The sequence below is a fragment of the Stenotrophomonas sp. YJH_SMC_16 genome (assembly GCF_059367875.1).
Genome location: NZ_JCAFRH010000004.1, coordinates 403384 through 421653, shown reverse-complemented (window position 1 = coordinate 421653; position 18270 = coordinate 403384). Strand labels below are relative to the sequence as shown.

The following is an 18270-nucleotide window of genomic DNA, read 5'->3' as shown; positions in this document are numbered from 1 at the left end:
AGTGCAGCGTGCAAAGTGCTTTCGCAGCCCGCACGATGGCCCTGCATCCCGACGTGGGGGAGGGAGCAGAGCCCGCTGGCAGTTCGCTGCAAGCGGGCTTTTTTATTGCCTGTTGCCCAGTATGAATACGCGGTTCCCATTATTGGTAGTGCCGGCCGCTGGCCGGCAACCTGAGCAACCTTCGGCAGGATCATCGGATCTACCGGCCAGCGGTCGGCTCTACGGGGTCGATACAATCCGCTCATGACTCTCGCCCCCGCTGACCTGCCCGCCTCCCTGCAGCCTCTTGTCGACCGCGCCCTGGCGCGCCTGGCCCAGGTCCTGCCCGAGCCCGTCCCGGCCGACCTGCTGCCGTTGCTGACCCGGTTGGCGGTCACCAGCGACTTCGCCCTGGACACCCTGGTGCGGCAACCGGCGCTGCTGGCGCAGCTGGCCGCGCCCGGTTGCCCGCCGATCCCGGCGCCGGTGCTCGATCCGCTACAGCCCAGCGACTGGCCGGCGCAGATACGGCGCTGGCGCACCGCCATGTCCACGCGGCTGATCTGGCGCGACCTGGCCGGCCTCGACGACGTGCCGCAGACCCTCGCCGGCGCCACCGCTTTGGCCGAAGACTGCCTGCGGCTGGCGCTGGATGCCCTGCAGCAGGAGTTCGCCCAGCGCCACGGCGTGGTTCGCGATGGCGAAGGCGCTCCGCAGCAGCTGGTGGTGTTTGGCCTCGGCAAGCTGGGCGGCGGCGAGCTGAACTTCAGTTCCGATGTGGACCTGGTCTACGCCTACCCGCACGGCGGCGAATCCGATGGCCCGCGCGCGCTGGCCGCCGAAGAGTATTTCGCCCGCCTCGGCCAGCGCCTGGCCAAGCTGCTGGACGAAACCACGGTCGATGGCTTCAGCCACCGCGTCGACCTGCGCCTGCGCCCGTTCGGCAGCGCCGGCCGCGTGGCGCTGTCGTTCGCGGCGATGGACCAGTATTTCCAGCGCGAGGGCCGCGACTGGGAACGCTACGCATGGCTGAAGGCGCGCGCGGTGGCCGGTGATATCGAGGCTGGTGAAGCGTGGCTGCAGACCCTGCGCCCGTTCGTGTACCGCCGCTACCTGGATTTCACCGCGCTCGATGGCCTGCGCGAGATGAAGGCGGCCATCACCGCCGAAGTCGCGCGCCGCGAGCTGCACGAAGACATCAAGCGCGGCGCCGGTGGCATCCGCGAAATCGAGTTCCTGTGCCAGGCGCTGCAGCTGATCCGGGGTGGCCGTGAGCCGGCACTGCGCGAGCGCCGCCTGCTGGTGGCGCTGGACGCGCTGGTCGCCGCCGGACAGATCGCCCCCGAAGATGGGAGTGCGCTGCGCGAGGCCTACCTGTTCCTGCGCCGCCTGGAAAACCGCCTGCAGATGCTGCGTGATGCGCAGACGCATGTGCTGCCCAGCGATGCGCTGGACCGCGAGCGCATTGCCGTCGGCCTCGGCTACCTGGACTGGGACGTGCTGCGCGCGGCGTTGGCCGAACAGCAGCAGCGCGTCAGTACTGAATTCGCCGCGTTGCTGGCACCGCGCAAGGGCCAGGCCGCGCCCGATGCACTGGCCAACTATTGGCGCAGCCTGCCCGAAGGCAGCAATGCACCGCTGCTGGCCGAAGCCGGTTTCCTTGACGCCAACGGCGCCGACCAGTCGCTGCGTGATTTCGCCCAGGGCACTGGCGTGAAGTCGTTGTCTGATGCCGCACGTGCGCGACTGGACCGTGTGCTGCCCGCGTTGTTGCATGCCGCCACGCGTTCGCCGCAGCCGGATGCCGCGCTCAAGCGCGTGCTTGGCCTGCTGCAGGCGGTGCTGCGCCGGACCAGCTATCTCGCGCTGCTGGACGAACAACCGAGTGCGCTGGCGCGGCTGGTCGATGTGCTGGCGCGCAGCGCACTGCTGGCCGAGCGCCTGGCCGCGTATCCGCTGCTGCTGGATGAACTGCTGGACGTACGCGTGTCCGGACCGATGCCCGATGCCGCCGGGATGCTGGCCGAGTGCCAGCAGGTGCTGGCGGTGGAGGATCCCGAATCCGCACTGCGCTGGCTCAACGAGACGCGGTTGGCGCTGAGCTTCCGCATGGCGATGGCCACGCTGGACGGCCGCCAGGGCGCGGTGGACAGCACCCGGCAACTGGCCGAACTGGCGCAGGCGGTGGTGGTCACCGTGCTGGCAATGGCCGAGGCGGACATGCGCGCCGCACACGGTGAGATTCCCGGTGGCCGCTTCGCGATCATCGGCTACGGCAGCCTGGGTGGCCTGGAACTGGGCTTCGGCTCCGATCTGGACCTGGTGTTCCTGCACGACAATCCGGCCGGCGTGGACGCCAGCGACGGCGCGCGTCCGCTGGAGCCGGGGCGCTGGTATGCGCGCCTGGCGCAGAAGGTGATGGCGCTGCTCGGTGCGGTCACTGCTGCGGGCCGCCTGTACGACATCGACGTGCGCCTGCGCCCGGATGGCGGCAAGGGTTCGCTGGTGTCTTCGCTGGCCAGTTACACCGAGTACCAGCGCGAACGCGCATGGACCTGGGAACACCAGGCCCTGGTGCGCGCGCGTGGTGTGGCCGGCGATGCCAGCCTGCTGGCCGACTTCGAACAGGTGCGTGCGCAGACGCTGGGCCGCGAACGCGATCCGGCCACGCTGTATGCCGATGTGTTGAAGATGCGTGGCCGCATGCGCACCGAACTGGACCGTAGCGATGCCGCGCGGTTGGACCTGAAGCAGGGCGCGGGTGGTGTGGTGGACCTGGAGTTCCTGCTGCAGACCGGCGTGCTGGCGCGCAGTGCGCAGCATGCGGCGCTGCTGCAACCACGCGATACGCCGTCGTTGATCGATGCGTTGGCGGTTGCCGGTTTCCTGCCGGAAGACACCGCACAAGCGCTGCATGGAGCGCATGCCACGTTGCTGGAGGTGGGCCTGGTCTGCACGCTGGATCGACGTCCGCGACTGGCACCGACCACGCCCGCGATTGAAGAGGCGTGTGCGGCGATTACGGCGGCGTGCAGAGCTGCAGCGTTGCCGTTCGCCTGAATGGTTGCATCCGCCAGAGCAATGGCCCTGCGATGACCCGCTGTTGGTAGGTGCCGACCGTTGGTCGGCACAATCTGTCAGCAGCGATGAATTCTGATGGAGCGTGCCGACCAACGGTCGGCACCCACCGGATCAATGGCTCGGCGATGACCTGCCGGACCGATGATCTGGCCGTTGGCCTGCAGTTGGTAGGTGCCGACCGTTGGTCGGCACAATCTGTCAGCGGTGATGAACTCTGATGGAGCGTGCCGACCAACGGTCGGTACCTACCAGAGCATGTGCGTTCAGCTGGTGGCGCGCAGCGGCGCCATCTTCCACAACAGCGCGCGGAACGGCGCCAGCAGGCAGACGCCGATCGCCAGCTTCACCGCCAGGTCGCCCGCCGCCCAGCTCACCCACGGCAGGGCGGAACCGGCAAACGCGATCGACCAGAAAATGGTGGTATCCACCGTCGCGCTGCAGGTGGTGGCCACCATCGGCGCACGCCACCAGCTGCCACGACGCAGGCGGTCGAACACGGTGATGTCCAGCAGCTGCGCCACGATGAACGCCGAGCACGAGGCAATGGCGATGCGCGGCGTGGCCACCCAGATCGACAACAGCACCGCCACCGCGAAACCGATCCACGCCACGCGGCGGGCGGGGCCCGGGCCGAAACGGCGGTTGATCAGGTTGCTGACCAGAAACGCCACCGGATAACTGAAGGCACCCCAGGTCAGCCAGTCATTGATCGGGTACTGCACCAGTACATTGGACAGCAGCACCACTGCGCCCATCGCCAGCACCGCCAGCACCAGGGCGCGCGGGGTCAGCGGGGCAAACACAGGGGCAGGACGCACGGACATGGCGAGCCGGGAGGACAAAGGGGATCGCCCATTATCCGCCCGGCCCGCGGCAAAGCCAAAACCGATCGTTCAGCTTTACAGCGCTTCGCTCATCACATCGCCAGCGGCGTAGGCGGTTGGCACATAGGCCAGCGCCTGGCCCTGCGCGCTCTTCACGGTCCAGCCGGCACCGGCGTCGGTCGGGTCGAAGCGCACCTGCTGGCCAACCACGAAGCCGGCGACCGGGTCATCGCCTGCAGCCGCCGGCCATTGCAGCGTTGCGGTCTGGTCGGCCTTGCCAGGTACCTGCAGGTGCACCTGGCGATCACCGGCTGGCGTGGTGGCGACCTGCTTCACCTCCATCGGCGGTAGCGGAACCGCCGGTGTGCGTGCGGCGACCTTGCCGTTGCGCTCGCTGGCCTTGAACGGGGCCTTGGACAGTTCGGCCAATCCCATCGACGTGGCCAACGGAATCGACAGCACGATCAGCGACGTGACCAGCACGCTGGTCTGGCCGCTGTTCAACTGCGGCGCGGCGCCAGCATGGACGTTGGGCACCAGCAGTGCGGAGAGCAGCAGGGCGGAAGCAGGAACGCGCAGGCAACGGAACATGGAGACCTCCTGGTCAGGGTGGGGACGGCGGCTCAGCGCCGGGTATCGAAGATGTCGCGCGGGCCGGTGGCCTCGGGCAGGTATTCCAGCGGGCGGCCCTGGTTGTCCTTCAGCTGCCAGCCCTGGTCGTTGCCAGTGGGCTCGAAGTTCACGGTCTGGCCCACGGTGAACTGCACGGCCGGATCGCCGATGCCGCGCGGGTACTGCATCGACGCGGTGTTCTGCGGGTCGTTGGCATCACGCAGCAGCACTTCGCGGCGGCCGTCGACGGTGGTGGCGATGGCGCTCACCTGCATCTGCGGCAGCTTGATCTGCTGCGGGCGCGCCAGCGGCTGGCCAGCATCGGCGGCATCCTGGGCTTCCTTCGCCGCCGCCGCACGGGCCGAGGTCACCATCTGCGAGGACATCTCCAGGCTCGGCCCCTGCGGACCCGGGTCATGGATGATCACGATGCGGCGCTCTGCATGAGCGGCCGTGGACCAGGCCAGGCTCGCGACGATCAGCATCGGCATCAGGAAGGCAGGCAGGGTGCGCATGTCGTTCTCCTTGCTGGATTCAGGGCGTGGCGGCGGCAGCACCGGCCACCGGTACATGGGGGATCACCAGTTCCTGCTTCAGCTGGCTGCGCTGGTGCAGGAAATCGAACACCGATTCCACCGTCACCACCGAATAGTTGCCGGAGATGCGTTCGCCGGCGGGATGGTCGGTGGTGGTGGCATTGGCCACGAACAGGCGCGCACCCACGCGCTTGCCGAGGCCGATATGCAGCACGCTGGGCTGGTACTTCTGCTGGCGCAGCCACTGCTGTGCCTGTTCGCGCTTGACGATGGCCGGCGCGCCTTCGGTCTGCGCCATCGCTGCGGCCAGCACTTCCAGCACCCACTGGTTGGAGTTCTGGTAGTCGGTGGCGAACGGGTAGGCGACCACGTTGTACCTGGTTTCGTGCAGCGCCTTGGGCTGGATCGAGGGCGACACCAGCATCGCCTTCAACGCGGCACGCAGCGGCGCCGCCGGCACGCCGATGCGCAGGTCGGTATGGCCGCCGCTCTCGCCGACGAAGTTGCCCAGCCCTTCGTGGTACAGCTGCGAGCTGTCGGTCTTGCAGCGGTTGAGCAGGTGCATCGCCCGCCAGCGGCCATCGTCCTCGCGCAGCAGGAAGGCCAGGTGGCTGTGTCGCAGGCCGTATCGGCTCAGGTCCTGGCCACCGCGCGCGGCGACCACCACGTCCACATCGGGCAGCGCATCCAGGCGCTCGGCGGTAGTCCAGGCCACGTCCAGCATCGCTGCCTGTGAGGCGACGCTGGGGTAGCGTTCGCGGCATTCGGTGCTGTTGGCCCATGCGGGCGCGGTCGCCAGCAGGCTGGCGATCAGCAGGGCGGCGCGGGGCAGGCGGGAGAAACGATCCATGTCGATACCTTCAACGGCGGGCAGGCCCGCGCGCCGATCATACGCCGCTCAGCGCAGCGGGCGGTCCACGCCCTTGCGCTTGAGCTCGCGGTCGCAGGCCTCGCTGATCGGCGCGATCGGTAGCGGCAGGGGTTCATAACGCCCGTTCTCGTCGCGTGGATTGCGCAGGGTCGGCTGTTCGCGGTACGCGTCCAGCTGCTGCTGGCACTGGTAGGAAATCGGGTCCAGTTCGGTGGGTGCGGTGGAGCAGGCAGCGAGCAGGGCCAGCGGCAGCAGGAGCAGGGTGCGCATGAAGACGTTCAGCGTGATGGGGGAAGCTGGACTCTAACCGTGCAGCCGGATCGAAATGTTCAGAAATCGCTGCGTAATCGGGTCGTGCCGGGCGATGGCCGGGTCTTCGGCAATGCGTACAGCGTTGCCGGCCAGCGGCCGGCACTACCCCAGCGCGAGGCGCTGCTTCACTTCCGCCGCCACCCGCGCGGTCTCGCGCAGTGGCTCGATGCGGTCGTACTGCCAGTCCAGCCAGTGCGCCTGCAACCGCCCGCGCTCGCGCAGCTGCTGCTGGAAGCGCGCCAGGCGGCCCTGCGCGGTATCGGCCAGCGCCACCATCACCGGCATGCGCGTGGCACAGGCTTCAGAGAGCAGGTTCACCGAATCGGGCGAGACCACCACGCGGTTGGCCCAGCCGAGCAGGCCGCCATAGGGATTGGTGCCGTCGCCGCCGTCGCCCCAGATCACGTGCGGCAGGTCCGCGAAGGTCGCGCGCAGGATCTCGGCCAAGGCGGGCGGCGTGCGTCGCGAGGTGGTGGCCAGCAGGCTGCCGCCCTCGCTGTGGATCTGGTCGGCCAGCGCGCGGAACACACCGACCATCGACGTTTCATCCCACGGCGCCAGCGGCGTCGGTCCACCCACCAGCAGCGCGGTGCGCGGGCCGGGCAGGGTGCTGAAGCCGGCGAACGCGGCGCGGCCCCAGGCCAGCCAGTCATCGTCCACCGGGTTGAGGCTGCCGAGCAGGGTCAGCACGTTGCTGCCGCGCAGGGCGTCGTGTTCGGGCACCACCACCACATCCCAATGGCGAGCGTTGATGCGCGGGTCGAGGATCTGCACCACCTGGCTGCCACGGACACGCAGCACGCGCAGGGCACCCGCAGCCTGGCGGCCACAACCGATTGCCAGCGCCGGGGCATCGGCAGCCAGCGTCGCGAAGGCCTCGCCGTAGCCATTCACATCGCCGGGTAGGCGACGCGGCGACAGCCAGCGCCATGGCGCGCGGGGCTGCAGGACCAGCGGCCGATGGGTGCCCTGGCGCAGCGCCGAGGCCAGCGCAACCGCCTGGCGGACATTGCCTGCGCGGCCGTCCGTGACCGTCCAGGGCGCGCTCGATCGTTTCACCATTGGCATTAATTCGTTTCAGCCCTGCTGGGTGTTGCAACAGTCGCGACACTCTACACTGCGGCTCGTCGATTCGCCCCGCGCCGCCCGCGGGCACTGACTTCCTTTCGCCGCCCTGGAGATCCACCGATGTCCCACGCGCTCGACGCTGCTGCCCTCGATCAGCTGTTCCGTACTGCCCGTACCCAGAACGCCTTCCTCGACAAGCCGGTTCCTGAGAGCCTGTTGAAGGAACTGTACGACCTGGTGAAGTGGGGCCCGACCGCCGCCAACACCACGCCGGCCCGCTTCGTCTTCGTCACCTCGAAGGAAGCCAAGGACAAGCTGGCCCCGGCCCTGTCCGAAGGCAACCTGGCCAAGACCATGGCCGCCCCGGTCACCGTCATCATCGGCTTCGACCTGGACTTCCACGAGAAGCTGCCCTACCTGTTCCCGCACACCGATGCCAAGGCCTGGTTCGACGGCCCGCAGGAAGGCCGCCACGAAGCCGCCATCCGCAACGGCAGCCTGCAGGGTGCCTACCTGATCCTGGCCGCTCGCGCGCTGGGCCTGGATGCCGGCCCGATGTCGGGCTTCGATCCGGCCAAGGTGGACGAAGCGTTCTTCGCCGGCACCTCCATCAAGTCGAATTTCCTGGTCAACCTGGGTTACGGTGACTCGGCGGGCTTGTTCCCGCGTCTGCCGCGCCTGTCGTTCGACGAAGCGGCGCGCATCGCGTAAGTCGTTGTATCGGTTTCGGGCCCGCCGTCCCGCGGCGGGCTCTTGCTGCACCGTGTACCCACCCTACGATCCGGAGAGTTCCTGAGATGAGCGCCACCCGTAAACTGCTGCTGCCGCTGGCCCTGACCCTGGCCATCGCCGCCTGCTCCAAGCCGGCCGACACCGCTGCCCCGGCCGCCGATGCCGCCGCCCCGGCCACCACCGAGCAGGCTGCCACCCCGGCTGCCGATGCCGCTGCTGCCGCCCCGGCCGCCGAAGCGATCCAGATCGCCTCGGGCACCTACAAGCTGGACCCGACCCACACCGACGTGCTGGCCCAGTGGAGCCACTTCGGCTTCTCCAACCCGAGCGCGCACTTTGGCAATGTTGAAGGCACCCTGGTGTACAACGCCGAAGACGTGACCAAGTCCACCGTGGAAGTGAAGCTGCCGCTGAGCGGCCTGAACAGCTTCACCGCCAAGTTCGACGAGCACCTGAAGAGCGCCGACTTCTTCGACGCCGCCAAGTTCGCCGATGCCACCTTCAAGAGCACCAAGGTGGAAGCGGCCGGCACCAACAAGCTGACCGTCACCGGCGACCTGACCATCAAGGGCATCACCAAGCCGGTCACCCTGGACGTCACCGTGAACGGCGGCGGCGAGCACCCGATGGCCAAGGTTCCGGCCGCCGGCTTCGATGCCACCACCACCTTGAAGCGCAGCGATTTTGGCGTCGGCGCGTATGCCCCGAACGTCAGCGATGAAGTGAAGATCCGCATCACCACCGAAGCCACCGGCGAAAAGCCGGCGGCTTGATGCCCCCAACTCACTCGTCGTGAGAAGGCAGAAGGCCCGCTGAAAAGCGGGCCTTCTTTTTTGGAGCGCGGGTAGAGCCGGCCGCTGGCCGGCTGCATGCGAGGTGCCCGATGCCGATGGGGTTGCCGGCCAGCGGCCGGCACTACCCGGTAGACGCCAACCTGCATCTGGTGGGTGCGGACCTAGATCTGGTGGGTGCGGACCGTTGGTCCGCACGATCCCTCAGCGCAGCGCGCCCAACCATGCCACGCACGCTTCGCTCGGGCTCTGCTTGGCTTTCACCGCCAGCCCGCTCACGCGCACGAAGGTCTGCGCGGCCTGTGCCACCACCTGGCGTGCGATCAACGCGGCCTGCTTGGTCGCAGCCTGCTGCTTGCGCAACTGCACGATATGCACCGACGGGCGGCCCACCGGCGCGTACTTCTGGTCGCGGCGCAGCACGTCGGCCACCTGCGCCACTTCGAACTCGGCCTGCAGGTAGCGGTGCTGTGCCTCCACCAGCTCACGCAACGGCGTGCGCAGGGCGGCGGTGTCGGCGAAGGCGGCCAGTGCCGCATCGCAGGCGGCGTCATCGGTGAAGCGGGTACGCAGCGCATCCACGCTGGCCAGGGTCAGTTTGGCCATGTGGGCCTCGTTGCTGCAGGAAAGGAGTGCGATTGTCGCATTGCTTGGCGGCTGATGCGTTGAACCGGGCGGCGGAATACCTGTAGAGCCGAGCCTACGCTCGGCTCATCGCGCGCAGCGCGAGGGTTCGCCGATCGCGGAACGAAGAGCAGCCGAGCATGGGCTCGGCTCTACAATGGCCCGCTGTATCACCCACGGAAGGAAGACCCATGCAGGACGCGCAGTACTGGTTGAACGAATTCTGGTCGGGCCTGAGCCTGCTCGACCTGGTGGGCGGCAGCGTGCTTGGCACGCTGCTTGGCCTGGTGCTGGGCATCCTCGGCTGGCGCTGGCTGCACCGCCGCGGTTGGTTGCAGCGGCGCAAGCGCTGGCATCACTGGCTGCTGGCCAGCTACGTGGTGCTGCTGCCGCTGGTGACCGCCTTCTTCGGGCTGCAGCTGGGCTTCACTGCTGGTGCGCACCGCGCGCTGTTCAAGCAGCTCGATCACTTCCAGCCGCACCTGCAGACCCTGGTGGAAGGCTGGAGCGAAGGCTTCACCGATTCGCTGGACGACCCGCGCATGCGCGAGGCACTGCACAGCCAGGGCACGGTGGGCGATGTGGCCGACTCGATTGCTTCGGCCTATCTGAGCGAACACCCGCTGCCCGGCCTCGACCGTCTTGGCAACGGCCCGTTGGCACGCGGCACCGGCTGGGTGATCGGCAAGGTGCGCGAAGGCCTGCTGCGCGGCATGGTGGAAGACACGCTGGTGGACAAGGCCGGCACCCTCGGCCTGGAACCCAAGATGGTGCGCGAGGCGCTGACCATGCACGTGGATGAGCTGCTGCACACCCGTGGCGTGCTGCGGCTGGTGAAGGCGCAGATCAACGGCATGATGCCGGGCGTGTATTTCGGGCTGTTGTTGCCGTTGTTGATCATCGCGCTGCTGGTAGCGCTGGAGATCTGGGCCGCGCAGCGGTTCGGGTGGACGCGGCAGGTGGCCAAGCCGCCGGTCGCGGTCCCTCCTGTAGAGCCGAGCCCATGCTCGGCTCATCGCGCGTAGCGCGAGGGTGAATCGAAAAGCAGCCGAGCGTGGGCTCGGCTCTACATGGTCAAGGGCGTGCGGACCAACGGTCCGCACCCACCCAGGAAGGTGCGTCAAAGGCGTGCGGACCAACGGTCCGCACCCACCAAGCAGGGTCCGCACCCACCGGCTGCCCGGTCAATCGCCGTCGGTTTCGTCCGGGTGGGCCTTCCAGTAGCCGGTCGAGCGGATCCAGTCGCGTGGCACGCCCAGGTGGCCTTCGATGAACTTGCGCATCATCCGCGCGCGACGCGATTCGGTGGCGATCCAGTAGAAGACATCACCTTCCGGCGCCTCGAAGTCGGTCAGCATGTCTTCCAGCAGGGTGCTGGTCGCCGCCGGGAAGCCATTGCGCTCCAGCCAGTGGATGCGCACGTTCTCGTACTGCGGCAGGTCCTGGCGTTCAGCCTCATCGCGCACTTCGATGTACGCCTGCACCTCGGCACCTTCCGGCAGCACGTCCAGCCAGCGGGCGATGGCCGGCAGCGCGGTTTCATCGCCGATCAGCACATAGGCGTCGTAGGTGTCGGCCACCACGAACGAACCGCGCGGGCCACCGATTACCAGCACGTCGCCGGCCTGCGCCTGCTCGGCCCACGGCCCGGCCACGCCCTGGTCGTGCAGCACGAAGTCGATGGCCAGCTCGCCGGCTTCGTGGTCCCACCAGCGTGGGGTGTAGTCGCGGGCGGGCGAGGGCTCCTTGCCGTCCGGGTAGCTGCGGCCTTCGGCGGTCAGCACCGGCAGCACCATCTCGCCCGCAGCGTTGGGGAAGAACAGCTTGATGTGGTCGTCGGCGCCGGGCGAATCGAAGCCGGCCAGCGCGTCGCCACCCAGCACGATGCGGCGCATGTGCGGGGTGACCTCTTCAGTGCGCAGCACGGTCAATTCACGGAAGCGCACATCCAGGCGCAGGCGCGTGTTGTTATGTTCGGTCATGGGGTTACCTGTAAAGGTGTCGCGCGGGGGCGCGCGGCGTAGGGGAGACCTGGCTGGATTCAGTCTGGCTGGGTCGTTGAAAGCGGTGATGCCTCGCTACCGGCGGTACCGTTGAGCAGGGCAGACGCCCGCGTCAGCAGCGCCGCCACTTCGTCCGCCTCGCCCTCGGCCCAGCGGCCGTGGTGATGCACCAGCGCCCGCTTGAACTCGCGCAGGGCGCAGGCCAGCGGCGCCGGCAGCGAGGCCTTGGTGATCTCGCGGGCGCGGTCGAAGGCACGCCGCTGCGCCAGGCGCACCTGGGTGCGCTGCACCTTCAGCTCGAACTCGCCGGCGGCGGTGATGCGGAAGATCCGCTTGCCGTCCACTTCCTCGGCCTCGATCCAGCCGGCCTGCTCGAAGCTGGCCAGCAGCGGGTACATGGTGCCGGCGCTGGGCGTATAGGCCTGCATGAACTGGTTGCTGATCAGCTGCATCAGCTCGTAGCCATGGCGCGGCTGCTCGCCGATCAGGGCCAGCACCAGCAGGCGCAGGTCGCCGCGGCTCAGCACACGTGGCTGGCCGTTGCGGCGGGGCACCGCCGAATCGATGGAGCGGGCTCTGGGAGAGGGGCTTCGGCTCATTTCGATATATCGGTAAACGAGTGTGCAAACGATATATCGATATGTCGAAAGCGACAACACCCGATCCGGCCACAAGCAGGTGCGATTTGGGCCACGGCCAGCCCCACCCACACCAAAAGGGGCGCCCCTTGCGAGGCGCCCCGGCGATGCTGTGGAAGGGAGCAGGGCCACCGGGCCCATCACTCACGGGCCACCTTGGGCCCACGGCCAGCGGCAATCCAGAGGCAGGTGCGACACGTTGTCGCTGGCTCAGTGGCGAAGCCCGAACGGCGCTCGCCGTGGCCCCGGCGCTGCCCCACAACCGTCATCGGCAGCAGTAACACTGCGTCCTGCACATGGGCGCAGCGGCCCGCAAGCGACAGCCCGCGCAGCCGCCAAGGCCCGCCGCAGGGCCGTCAAGGGCGCTTGCAAGCCCCTTGCGGACACTGGCCGGTTGCATCCATACGCCTGCGTAGCCAAGTGACGAAAGCCCTTGGTGCGCTACACTTTGCGGTCTAGAAATCTATACAACAGTCGCGCGCGTGCGTGCGGTTATGGGAGCGCTAATGAACTGGTTGAACGAGGTGCTGAACAACGACCCGAATCCTGTGGAAACCCAGGAGTGGATCGAGTCGTTGAAGGCCGTTATTGATGTCGAGGGCTCCGAGCGCGCGCATCAGCTGCTGGAAGGCATGGTGGAACTGACCCGTCGTTCGGGCGCCTACCTGCCGTTCTCTCCCACCACCGAGTACGTCAACACCATCGAGCCGCAGCTCGAGGCCAAGAGCCCGGGCAATGCCGAGCTGGAATGGCGCATCCGTTCGATCATCCGCTGGAACGCGATGGCCACCGTGGTGCGCGCCAACCGCAAGCCGGGTGACCTGGGCGGCCACATCGCCTCGTTCGCCTCCGGCGCCACCCTGTACGACGTGGGCTTCAACCACTTCTGGCGCGCCCCGAGCGAAAACCACCCGGGCGACCTGCTGTTCATCCAGGGCCACAGCGCCCCGGGCATCTACGCGCGTTCCTTCCTGGAAGGCCGCATCAGCGAAGAGCAGCTGGACAAATTCCGCATGGAAGTGGACGGCGGTGGCCTGTCCTCGTACCCGCACCCGTGGCTGATGCCGGACTACTGGCAGACCCCGACCGTGTCGATGGGCCTGGGCCCGCTGGCCGCCATCTACCAGGCGCAGTTCATGCGCTACCTGGAAAACCGTGGCCTGATCGAGAAGTCCGACCGCAAGGTGTGGTGCTTCATCGGCGACGGCGAGAGCGACGAGCCGGAAACCCTGGGTGCCATCGCCCTGGCCGGCCGTGAAGGCCTGGACAACCTGATCTTCGTGGTGAACTGCAACCTGCAGCGCCTGGACGGTCCGGTGCGCGGCAACGGCAAGATCATCCAGGAACTGGAAGGCGTGTTCCGTGGCGGCGGCTGGAACGTGATCAAGCTGCTGTGGGGCGGTTACTGGGATGCCCTGCTGGCCAAGGACACCAACGGCGTCCTGAAGAAGCTGATGATGGAAACCGTCGACGGCGAATACCAGAACTGCAAGGCCTTCGGCGGCGCGTATACCCGCGAGCATTTCTTCGGCAAGTACCCGGAAACCGCTGCGATGGTTGCCGGGCTGAGCGACGACGACATCTGGCGCCTGAACCGTGGTGGCCACGACCCGCACAAGGTGTACGCCGCCTACCACCAGGCCGTGAACACCAAGGGCATGCCGACCGTCATCCTGGCCAAGACCGTGAAGGGTTACGGCATGGGCAGCGCCGGTGAGGCGCTGAACCCGACCCACCAGACCAAGAAGCTGGACGACGAAGCGGTGCGCCACTTCCGCGACCGTTTCAACATTCCGGTGACCGATGCGCAGCTGGCCGACGGCCAGGTGCCGTTCTACCACCCGGGCCCGGATTCGCCGGAAGTGCAGTACCTGCAGGAACGCCGTGCCGCGCTGGGCGGTTACCTGCCGCAGCGCCGCCGCAAGGCCGACAAGACCTTCGTGGCGCCGAAGCTGGAAGCGTACGAACGCCTGCTGAAGAGCAGCGGCGAGCGCAGCTACTCCACCACCATGGCCTTCGTGCAGAGCCTGAACATCACCCTGCGTGACAAGGAACTGGGCCCGCACATCGTGCCGATCGTGGCTGACGAAGCCCGTACCTTCGGTATGGAAGGCTTGTTCCGCCAGATCGGCATCTACGCGCCGTTCGGCCAGAAGTACAAGCCGGTCGACGCCGACCAGCTGATGTTCTACCGCGAAGACCAGAGCGGCCAGGTGCTGCAGCAGGGCATCAGCGAGCCGGGCGCGATCAGCTCGTGGATGGCCGCCGGTACCAGCTACTCGGTCAGCAACGTGCCGATGCTGCCGTTCTACATCTACTACTCGATGTTCGGCTTCCAGCGCGTGGGCGACATCGCCTGGCAGGCCGCCGACATGCGTACCCGCGGCTTCCTGCTGGGTGGCACCGCCGGCCGCACCACGCTGAACGGTGAAGGCCTGCAGCACGAAGATGGCTTCAGCCATCTGGTGGCCGGTGGCATCCCGAACGTGCGCAGCTACGACCCGACCTTCGGCTTCGAAGTGACGGTGATCCTGCAGCACGGCACCAAGCGCATGATGGAAGACCAGGTGGACGAGTATTACTACGTCACCCTGATGAACGAGAACTACACCCACCCGGAAATGCCGGAAGGCGCGGCCGAAGGTATCGTCAAGGGCATGTACCTGCTGACCGACGCCGGCAAGCCGAAGAAGGGCGAACTGCGCGTGCAGCTGCTGGGTTCGGGCACCATCCTGCGCGAAGCCATTGCCGCCGCCGAGCTGCTGGACAAGGACTTCGGCGTGACCGCCGACATCTGGAGCTGCCCGAGCTTCAACGAACTGCGTCGCGATGGTTTCGACGTGGAACGTGCCAACCGCCTGCATCCGGAAAGTGAGCAGCGCAAGGCCTACGTGACCGAGCTGCTGGAAGGCCGCCAGGGCCCGGCGATTGCCGCCACCGACTACGTGCGTGCGTATGCGGACCAGATCCGCGCGTTCGTGCCGATGTCTTACACGGTGCTGGGTACCGATGGGTTTGGTCGTTCGGATACGCGTGCGAACCTGCGCCGGTTCTTTGAGGTTGACCGGTACTACATCGCGCATGCCGCGATTGCGGCGCTGGCGAAGGAAGGGAAGATGACCGCGAAGGATGTGGCCCGGGCGATCAAGCAGTACAAGATTGATCCGGAGAAGGCTAATCCTGTTGGGGTTTGATTGAACTAAACGGGGCCGATCGGCCCCGTTTTTTTACACGATTGCTTGGCAGAGTTGAGCTTCTCAACCATCAGAAAATGATGCCGAGAATGGCCGTGGCAGTATTTTTGGTAAACATGAGGGAGGGCTGCCAAGCGGAATACTGGTCGCTTGGCAGCCGCACTCTTAGTGCTCACACTCTAAGGCTTAGCCATCGGCTAAATGCCTTGGAAAGTATCTCATACCTAATCTCGTGGCTGGATTTGTCGTTCACAGATCTGCTGGCGAGTTTGTATGCATTGATGGATTCGGTTGAAACAATCTGTTCCTTTGCTTTTCCCTTCGCGCTCCCTGCCTTTATGGCTTCCTGGAATTCCTCCAAGAAGTCTCGAATGTAAGGAATGCTCTCTTCGGACGCATTTCTGGTCAGCCAGTAGTAAACCGGAAGTGGTCCTTCTGATTGTAGGAGCGGGTCTCTGAATTGGAATGTCTCTGACATGAGATCTAGCGTTTCAAAGACAAGCGGAGCGGCAGCATCGGCCATCTTATGGCTTTCATTGGCCTGAGCAAAAAATTTATCAAGGCTGCTCTTCTTTGTTTCCTGTAGACCAGAAACTTCAAACATCAGAACTTTTGCGGCGGCATTCAGATTCTGACCCTTGTTCGTATTGAATCGAACAGTTGTTGAGAAGAATTGATGGTTGCCAATTCGCCTTATCATCTCGGTGATGGGGCTGGTTACAGCATTTCGTAGCTCCGCGCCGCTGAGCGGTTTGCTTCTATTCAATCGGACAAAAAGTTCTTCAATGAACTTCGTATCGTCACTAATGACGCCAACAACGTCTGGGTTGAAATTGTCAAACTCCTCGGCGATTGATGGGAACTCTCGCTTCAGTTCTGAATATCGCTTTCCTGAAATTTCTAGCTTTGGATCAGCTAGGAGCTTGAAATTGTTTGACAGGCCGAATCGGTCATCGAAAAAGTCGAATATCGCTTCCAGCCTCTGCTTGCCATCAATTACAGCATAGGATTTCTTCTTTTCGTTTAGCTTTGAGATGCTATAGGTAAAGTCAGCAAAGTAGAATTTTGGGACGTCGAATCCATTGATTATCGAGTCCACAAGATACTGCTTGTCGCTTGTTGACCACCTCCGCCCCTTACGCTGGTATGTTGGGTCGAAGTCAATTTTGTCCCTTCTGGAGCGCCACCAGCTTAGCGTCCTCTGGTCGAGCCGGTGAATCTTGAATAGGTTATGGTCGGTCATATATCAGAATCCATAGTTTCTTTTAAGTTCCGCCGCGAGGCCTTCCAGATCAGGATATATGGTGGACTCGGATATTCCTAGGGAGAAAATCTCGTTTCGTATGCTCTCTATCTTAAGTTTCGGTATTACGAACTTTCGAAGGCATTCGGTAGGGAAAACTCTCTTTGAATCCTTTTTCCAAAGATAGGTTGATTCAAGAGCTTCCGCTTGGGGGCCGAACACGGTGAAGTATCCCTGCTGAGCGACGATACGCGCGCTGTTGTGCACGCCGCGAATTGCCACTGGCGGCAACGCACCATTCACGGTATAGACCTCGGAGGGGCTGTATCTTTTGAGCCAGCTATCTTTCGCGGACAGAACGCCCCCGGAGAAGCCAGTGTCTGCATATGCCGCCTGATTCCAAGCATGAGGATCCAGCACCCACACTGCTGCGTCTGTCGTGGCCTTTCCATGTTTATCGGTTGCAACCGATGTTGCGGCGAAATGAAGTGACACCAGCGGACTGCCGGACCAATCTAGGAGTCGCGTGGGAATTCGAAAATGCTGCATGAAGAATAATTGCTCCCACTCATCCTTCGCCCAAGTTCTGGACTCTGTATAGGGGAGGCTGCGCATCTCAAAAGTTTCATTCAAATCAAGCTCGAGAGCCTTGAATCCCGCTTGACTTTTTATTGTCTTATGTCGGAATAGGGATGGTATCAGTTTGTGACTTGAGTCCCCGGTTCCGCGGTACCATAATTTCTTGGTTACATAATCAAGTTTGTTTAATTCAGATAGGAAGTCGGCAGCTGACTCGATAGCGGTTTCTACTACGGCGTCCTTAGCTTCCCCTAGGCCATCTCTTCTCTTCACCGGAATTTTTGCGGGTCTGTTGCCTACTTTCTTTTCGGCAGGTGTTGCCATGTCGTTCATGAAATCAGCTTCCGTTTGATTTTATATGAATGCTCAAGATTGTTCCGATTCGCATGGATTTATGAAGCGATGCTCACAGCCTCCTTGAGGCTAAGCTCTAAATCACCTCGCCATGGCTGTAATCTGATTTTTCTTTGTAAACTATTACATACCCTGGCAGCGCTGTTATCTGCCATTCAATAGGCAGTGAGCGAGATATGCATTTAAGAATTGAGCGTGCAGTATGTGCTGAGCCTTCAACGCGAACGTCGATGGACATGAGATCAGGATGAGGCTTTTTGGATCGAGTAGATGCGGTCAAAAATCGGACCGTGAAAGGAAGCTGCTCTTTAAGTAGGACCAGAAGTGACGCTGCTGTCAATTCTTCATTTGAATGAATCGTGACAGGATAATTAAGGTCGATTGGATAGAGGGCGTCAAAATGCCCGCTTTTAAGCGCGGAATGATCTCTATTTCGACCTGGGTCGTTTGAACCAAATCCGCTGTTGTTCCACGAAATTCCTGCCACAGCTTTGTAGTGCCGGATCAATGCGCTCTCTAAATCCATGGCAGTGAATACATATATTCTTACGGCCTTAAACGAGACCTCGTCCGCAATTAAGTTGAGTCGGGACCGTATCTTTTCGCAGTGGCGCAAGAGTCGTTTTCGCAGTCCGGCTTCGTTGTCTGTCTTCCCAATGTAAACCAACTTGTCGCGGTGAAAGAGTTGGTAGACACCTTGCCCATCGGCAAGCGGTAGTACGTTCTGCTCACTAAGAACTGCCGGTGCCATTTCCTCGAAGAGGACAATCAGTTCCCGTAGTAGGGCAGAAGGCAGATCAAATTCGAGGTCTCTGAAATGTGACATGTT

Annotated in this window: 17 protein-coding genes; 5 read left to right on the top strand and 12 right to left on the bottom strand. The window is 64.3% G+C overall.

Features of this window, described 5'->3' with window-relative positions; genetic code table 11:
* The first annotated feature begins 243 nt into the window (after positions 1–243).
* Positions 244–3039, top strand: a complete 2796-nt coding sequence (gene glnE / locus AC5P6E_RS11755; RefSeq protein ID WP_495230980.1) for a bifunctional [glutamate--ammonia ligase]-adenylyl-L-tyrosine phosphorylase/[glutamate--ammonia-ligase] adenylyltransferase — start codon at positions 244–246, stop codon at positions 3037–3039.
* Between the two features lie 284 nt (positions 3040–3323).
* On the opposite strand, the gene AC5P6E_RS11750 is transcribed toward glnE, so the two are convergent.
* The 6 genes from AC5P6E_RS11750 to AC5P6E_RS11725 form a co-directional block, all read right to left on the bottom strand.
* Entirely contained in the window at positions 3324–3884 is a 561-nt protein-coding gene (locus AC5P6E_RS11750) for a queuosine precursor transporter (protein ID WP_010484198.1), read from the bottom strand.
* A gap of 75 nt (positions 3885–3959) precedes the next feature.
* Positions 3960–4475 (bottom strand): hypothetical protein, encoded by a 516-nt coding sequence (locus AC5P6E_RS11745; RefSeq protein ID WP_313302706.1) that lies wholly within the window; start codon positions 4473–4475, stop codon positions 3960–3962.
* 32 nt (positions 4476–4507) lie between these two features.
* The gene (locus tag AC5P6E_RS11740) at positions 4508–5011 is read right to left on the bottom strand and encodes a hypothetical protein (protein ID WP_181390002.1); all 504 of its coding nucleotides are present in this window, start codon (positions 5009–5011) and stop codon (positions 4508–4510) included.
* A 19-nt stretch (positions 5012–5030) separates the two neighbouring features.
* A complete protein-coding gene (locus AC5P6E_RS11735) occupies positions 5031–5882 on the bottom strand; it encodes a DUF2145 domain-containing protein (RefSeq protein WP_495230979.1) in 852 nt (283 codons plus the stop codon).
* Between the two features lie 48 nt (positions 5883–5930).
* Complete coding sequence (locus tag AC5P6E_RS11730; RefSeq protein ID WP_191863666.1) at positions 5931–6173, bottom strand: hypothetical protein; 243 nt, start codon at positions 6171–6173, stop codon at positions 5931–5933.
* 144 nt (positions 6174–6317) lie between these two features.
* Positions 6318–7277: a mitochondrial fission ELM1 family protein gene (locus AC5P6E_RS11725; protein ID WP_191863665.1), complete on the bottom strand. Its 960-nt coding sequence runs from the start codon at positions 7275–7277 to the stop codon at positions 6318–6320.
* Positions 7278–7403: 126 nt separating this feature from the next.
* Here AC5P6E_RS11725 and AC5P6E_RS11720 point away from each other — a divergent pair, with 126 nt between their 5' ends.
* Both AC5P6E_RS11720 and AC5P6E_RS11715 read left to right on the top strand, forming a co-directional pair.
* Positions 7404–7994, top strand: coding sequence for a malonic semialdehyde reductase (locus AC5P6E_RS11720; protein WP_010484192.1), 591 nt, complete (start codon positions 7404–7406; stop codon positions 7992–7994).
* A gap of 86 nt (positions 7995–8080) precedes the next feature.
* Complete coding sequence (locus AC5P6E_RS11715; protein WP_012509871.1) at positions 8081–8788, top strand: YceI family protein; 708 nt, start codon at positions 8081–8083, stop codon at positions 8786–8788.
* A 222-nt stretch (positions 8789–9010) separates the two neighbouring features.
* On the opposite strand, the gene AC5P6E_RS11710 is transcribed toward AC5P6E_RS11715, so the two are convergent.
* Positions 9011–9412, bottom strand: a complete 402-nt coding sequence (locus AC5P6E_RS11710) for a hypothetical protein (protein WP_087803619.1) — start codon at positions 9410–9412, stop codon at positions 9011–9013.
* 209 nt (positions 9413–9621) lie between these two features.
* On the opposite strand from AC5P6E_RS11710, the gene AC5P6E_RS11705 reads away from it, so the two are divergent.
* Positions 9622–10455 (top strand): hypothetical protein, encoded by an 834-nt coding sequence (locus tag AC5P6E_RS11705; protein WP_495230978.1) that lies wholly within the window; start codon positions 9622–9624, stop codon positions 10453–10455.
* Between the two features lie 159 nt (positions 10456–10614).
* Here AC5P6E_RS11705 and AC5P6E_RS11700 read toward each other — a convergent pair whose 3' ends face one another.
* Both AC5P6E_RS11700 and AC5P6E_RS11695 read right to left on the bottom strand, forming a co-directional pair.
* Positions 10615–11412, bottom strand: coding sequence for a siderophore-interacting protein (locus AC5P6E_RS11700; RefSeq protein ID WP_418081982.1), 798 nt, complete (start codon positions 11410–11412; stop codon positions 10615–10617).
* 59 nt (positions 11413–11471) lie between these two features.
* Positions 11472–12032, bottom strand: coding sequence for a PadR family transcriptional regulator (locus AC5P6E_RS11695; protein WP_126560607.1), 561 nt, complete (start codon positions 12030–12032; stop codon positions 11472–11474).
* A 545-nt stretch (positions 12033–12577) separates the two neighbouring features.
* Between AC5P6E_RS11695 and aceE the strand changes: the two genes are divergently transcribed.
* A complete protein-coding gene (aceE, locus tag AC5P6E_RS11690; protein ID WP_495230977.1) occupies positions 12578–15265 on the top strand; it encodes a pyruvate dehydrogenase (acetyl-transferring), homodimeric type in 2688 nt (895 codons plus the stop codon).
* A gap of 172 nt (positions 15266–15437) precedes the next feature.
* Here the strand turns inward: aceE and AC5P6E_RS11685 are convergent, their stop codons facing one another.
* From AC5P6E_RS11685 to AC5P6E_RS11675, 3 genes are all read right to left on the bottom strand, one after another.
* The gene (locus AC5P6E_RS11685; RefSeq protein ID WP_495230976.1) at positions 15438–16508 is read right to left on the bottom strand and encodes a DUF262 domain-containing protein; all 1071 of its coding nucleotides are present in this window, start codon (positions 16506–16508) and stop codon (positions 15438–15440) included.
* Positions 16509–16511: 3 nt separating this feature from the next.
* Complete coding sequence (locus AC5P6E_RS11680) at positions 16512–17420, bottom strand: FRG domain-containing protein (protein ID WP_495230975.1); 909 nt, start codon at positions 17418–17420, stop codon at positions 16512–16514.
* A gap of 97 nt (positions 17421–17517) precedes the next feature.
* Positions 17518–18267, bottom strand: coding sequence for a GIY-YIG nuclease family protein (locus AC5P6E_RS11675; protein WP_495230974.1), 750 nt, complete (start codon positions 18265–18267; stop codon positions 17518–17520).
* Positions 18268–18270 lie beyond the last annotated feature (3 nt).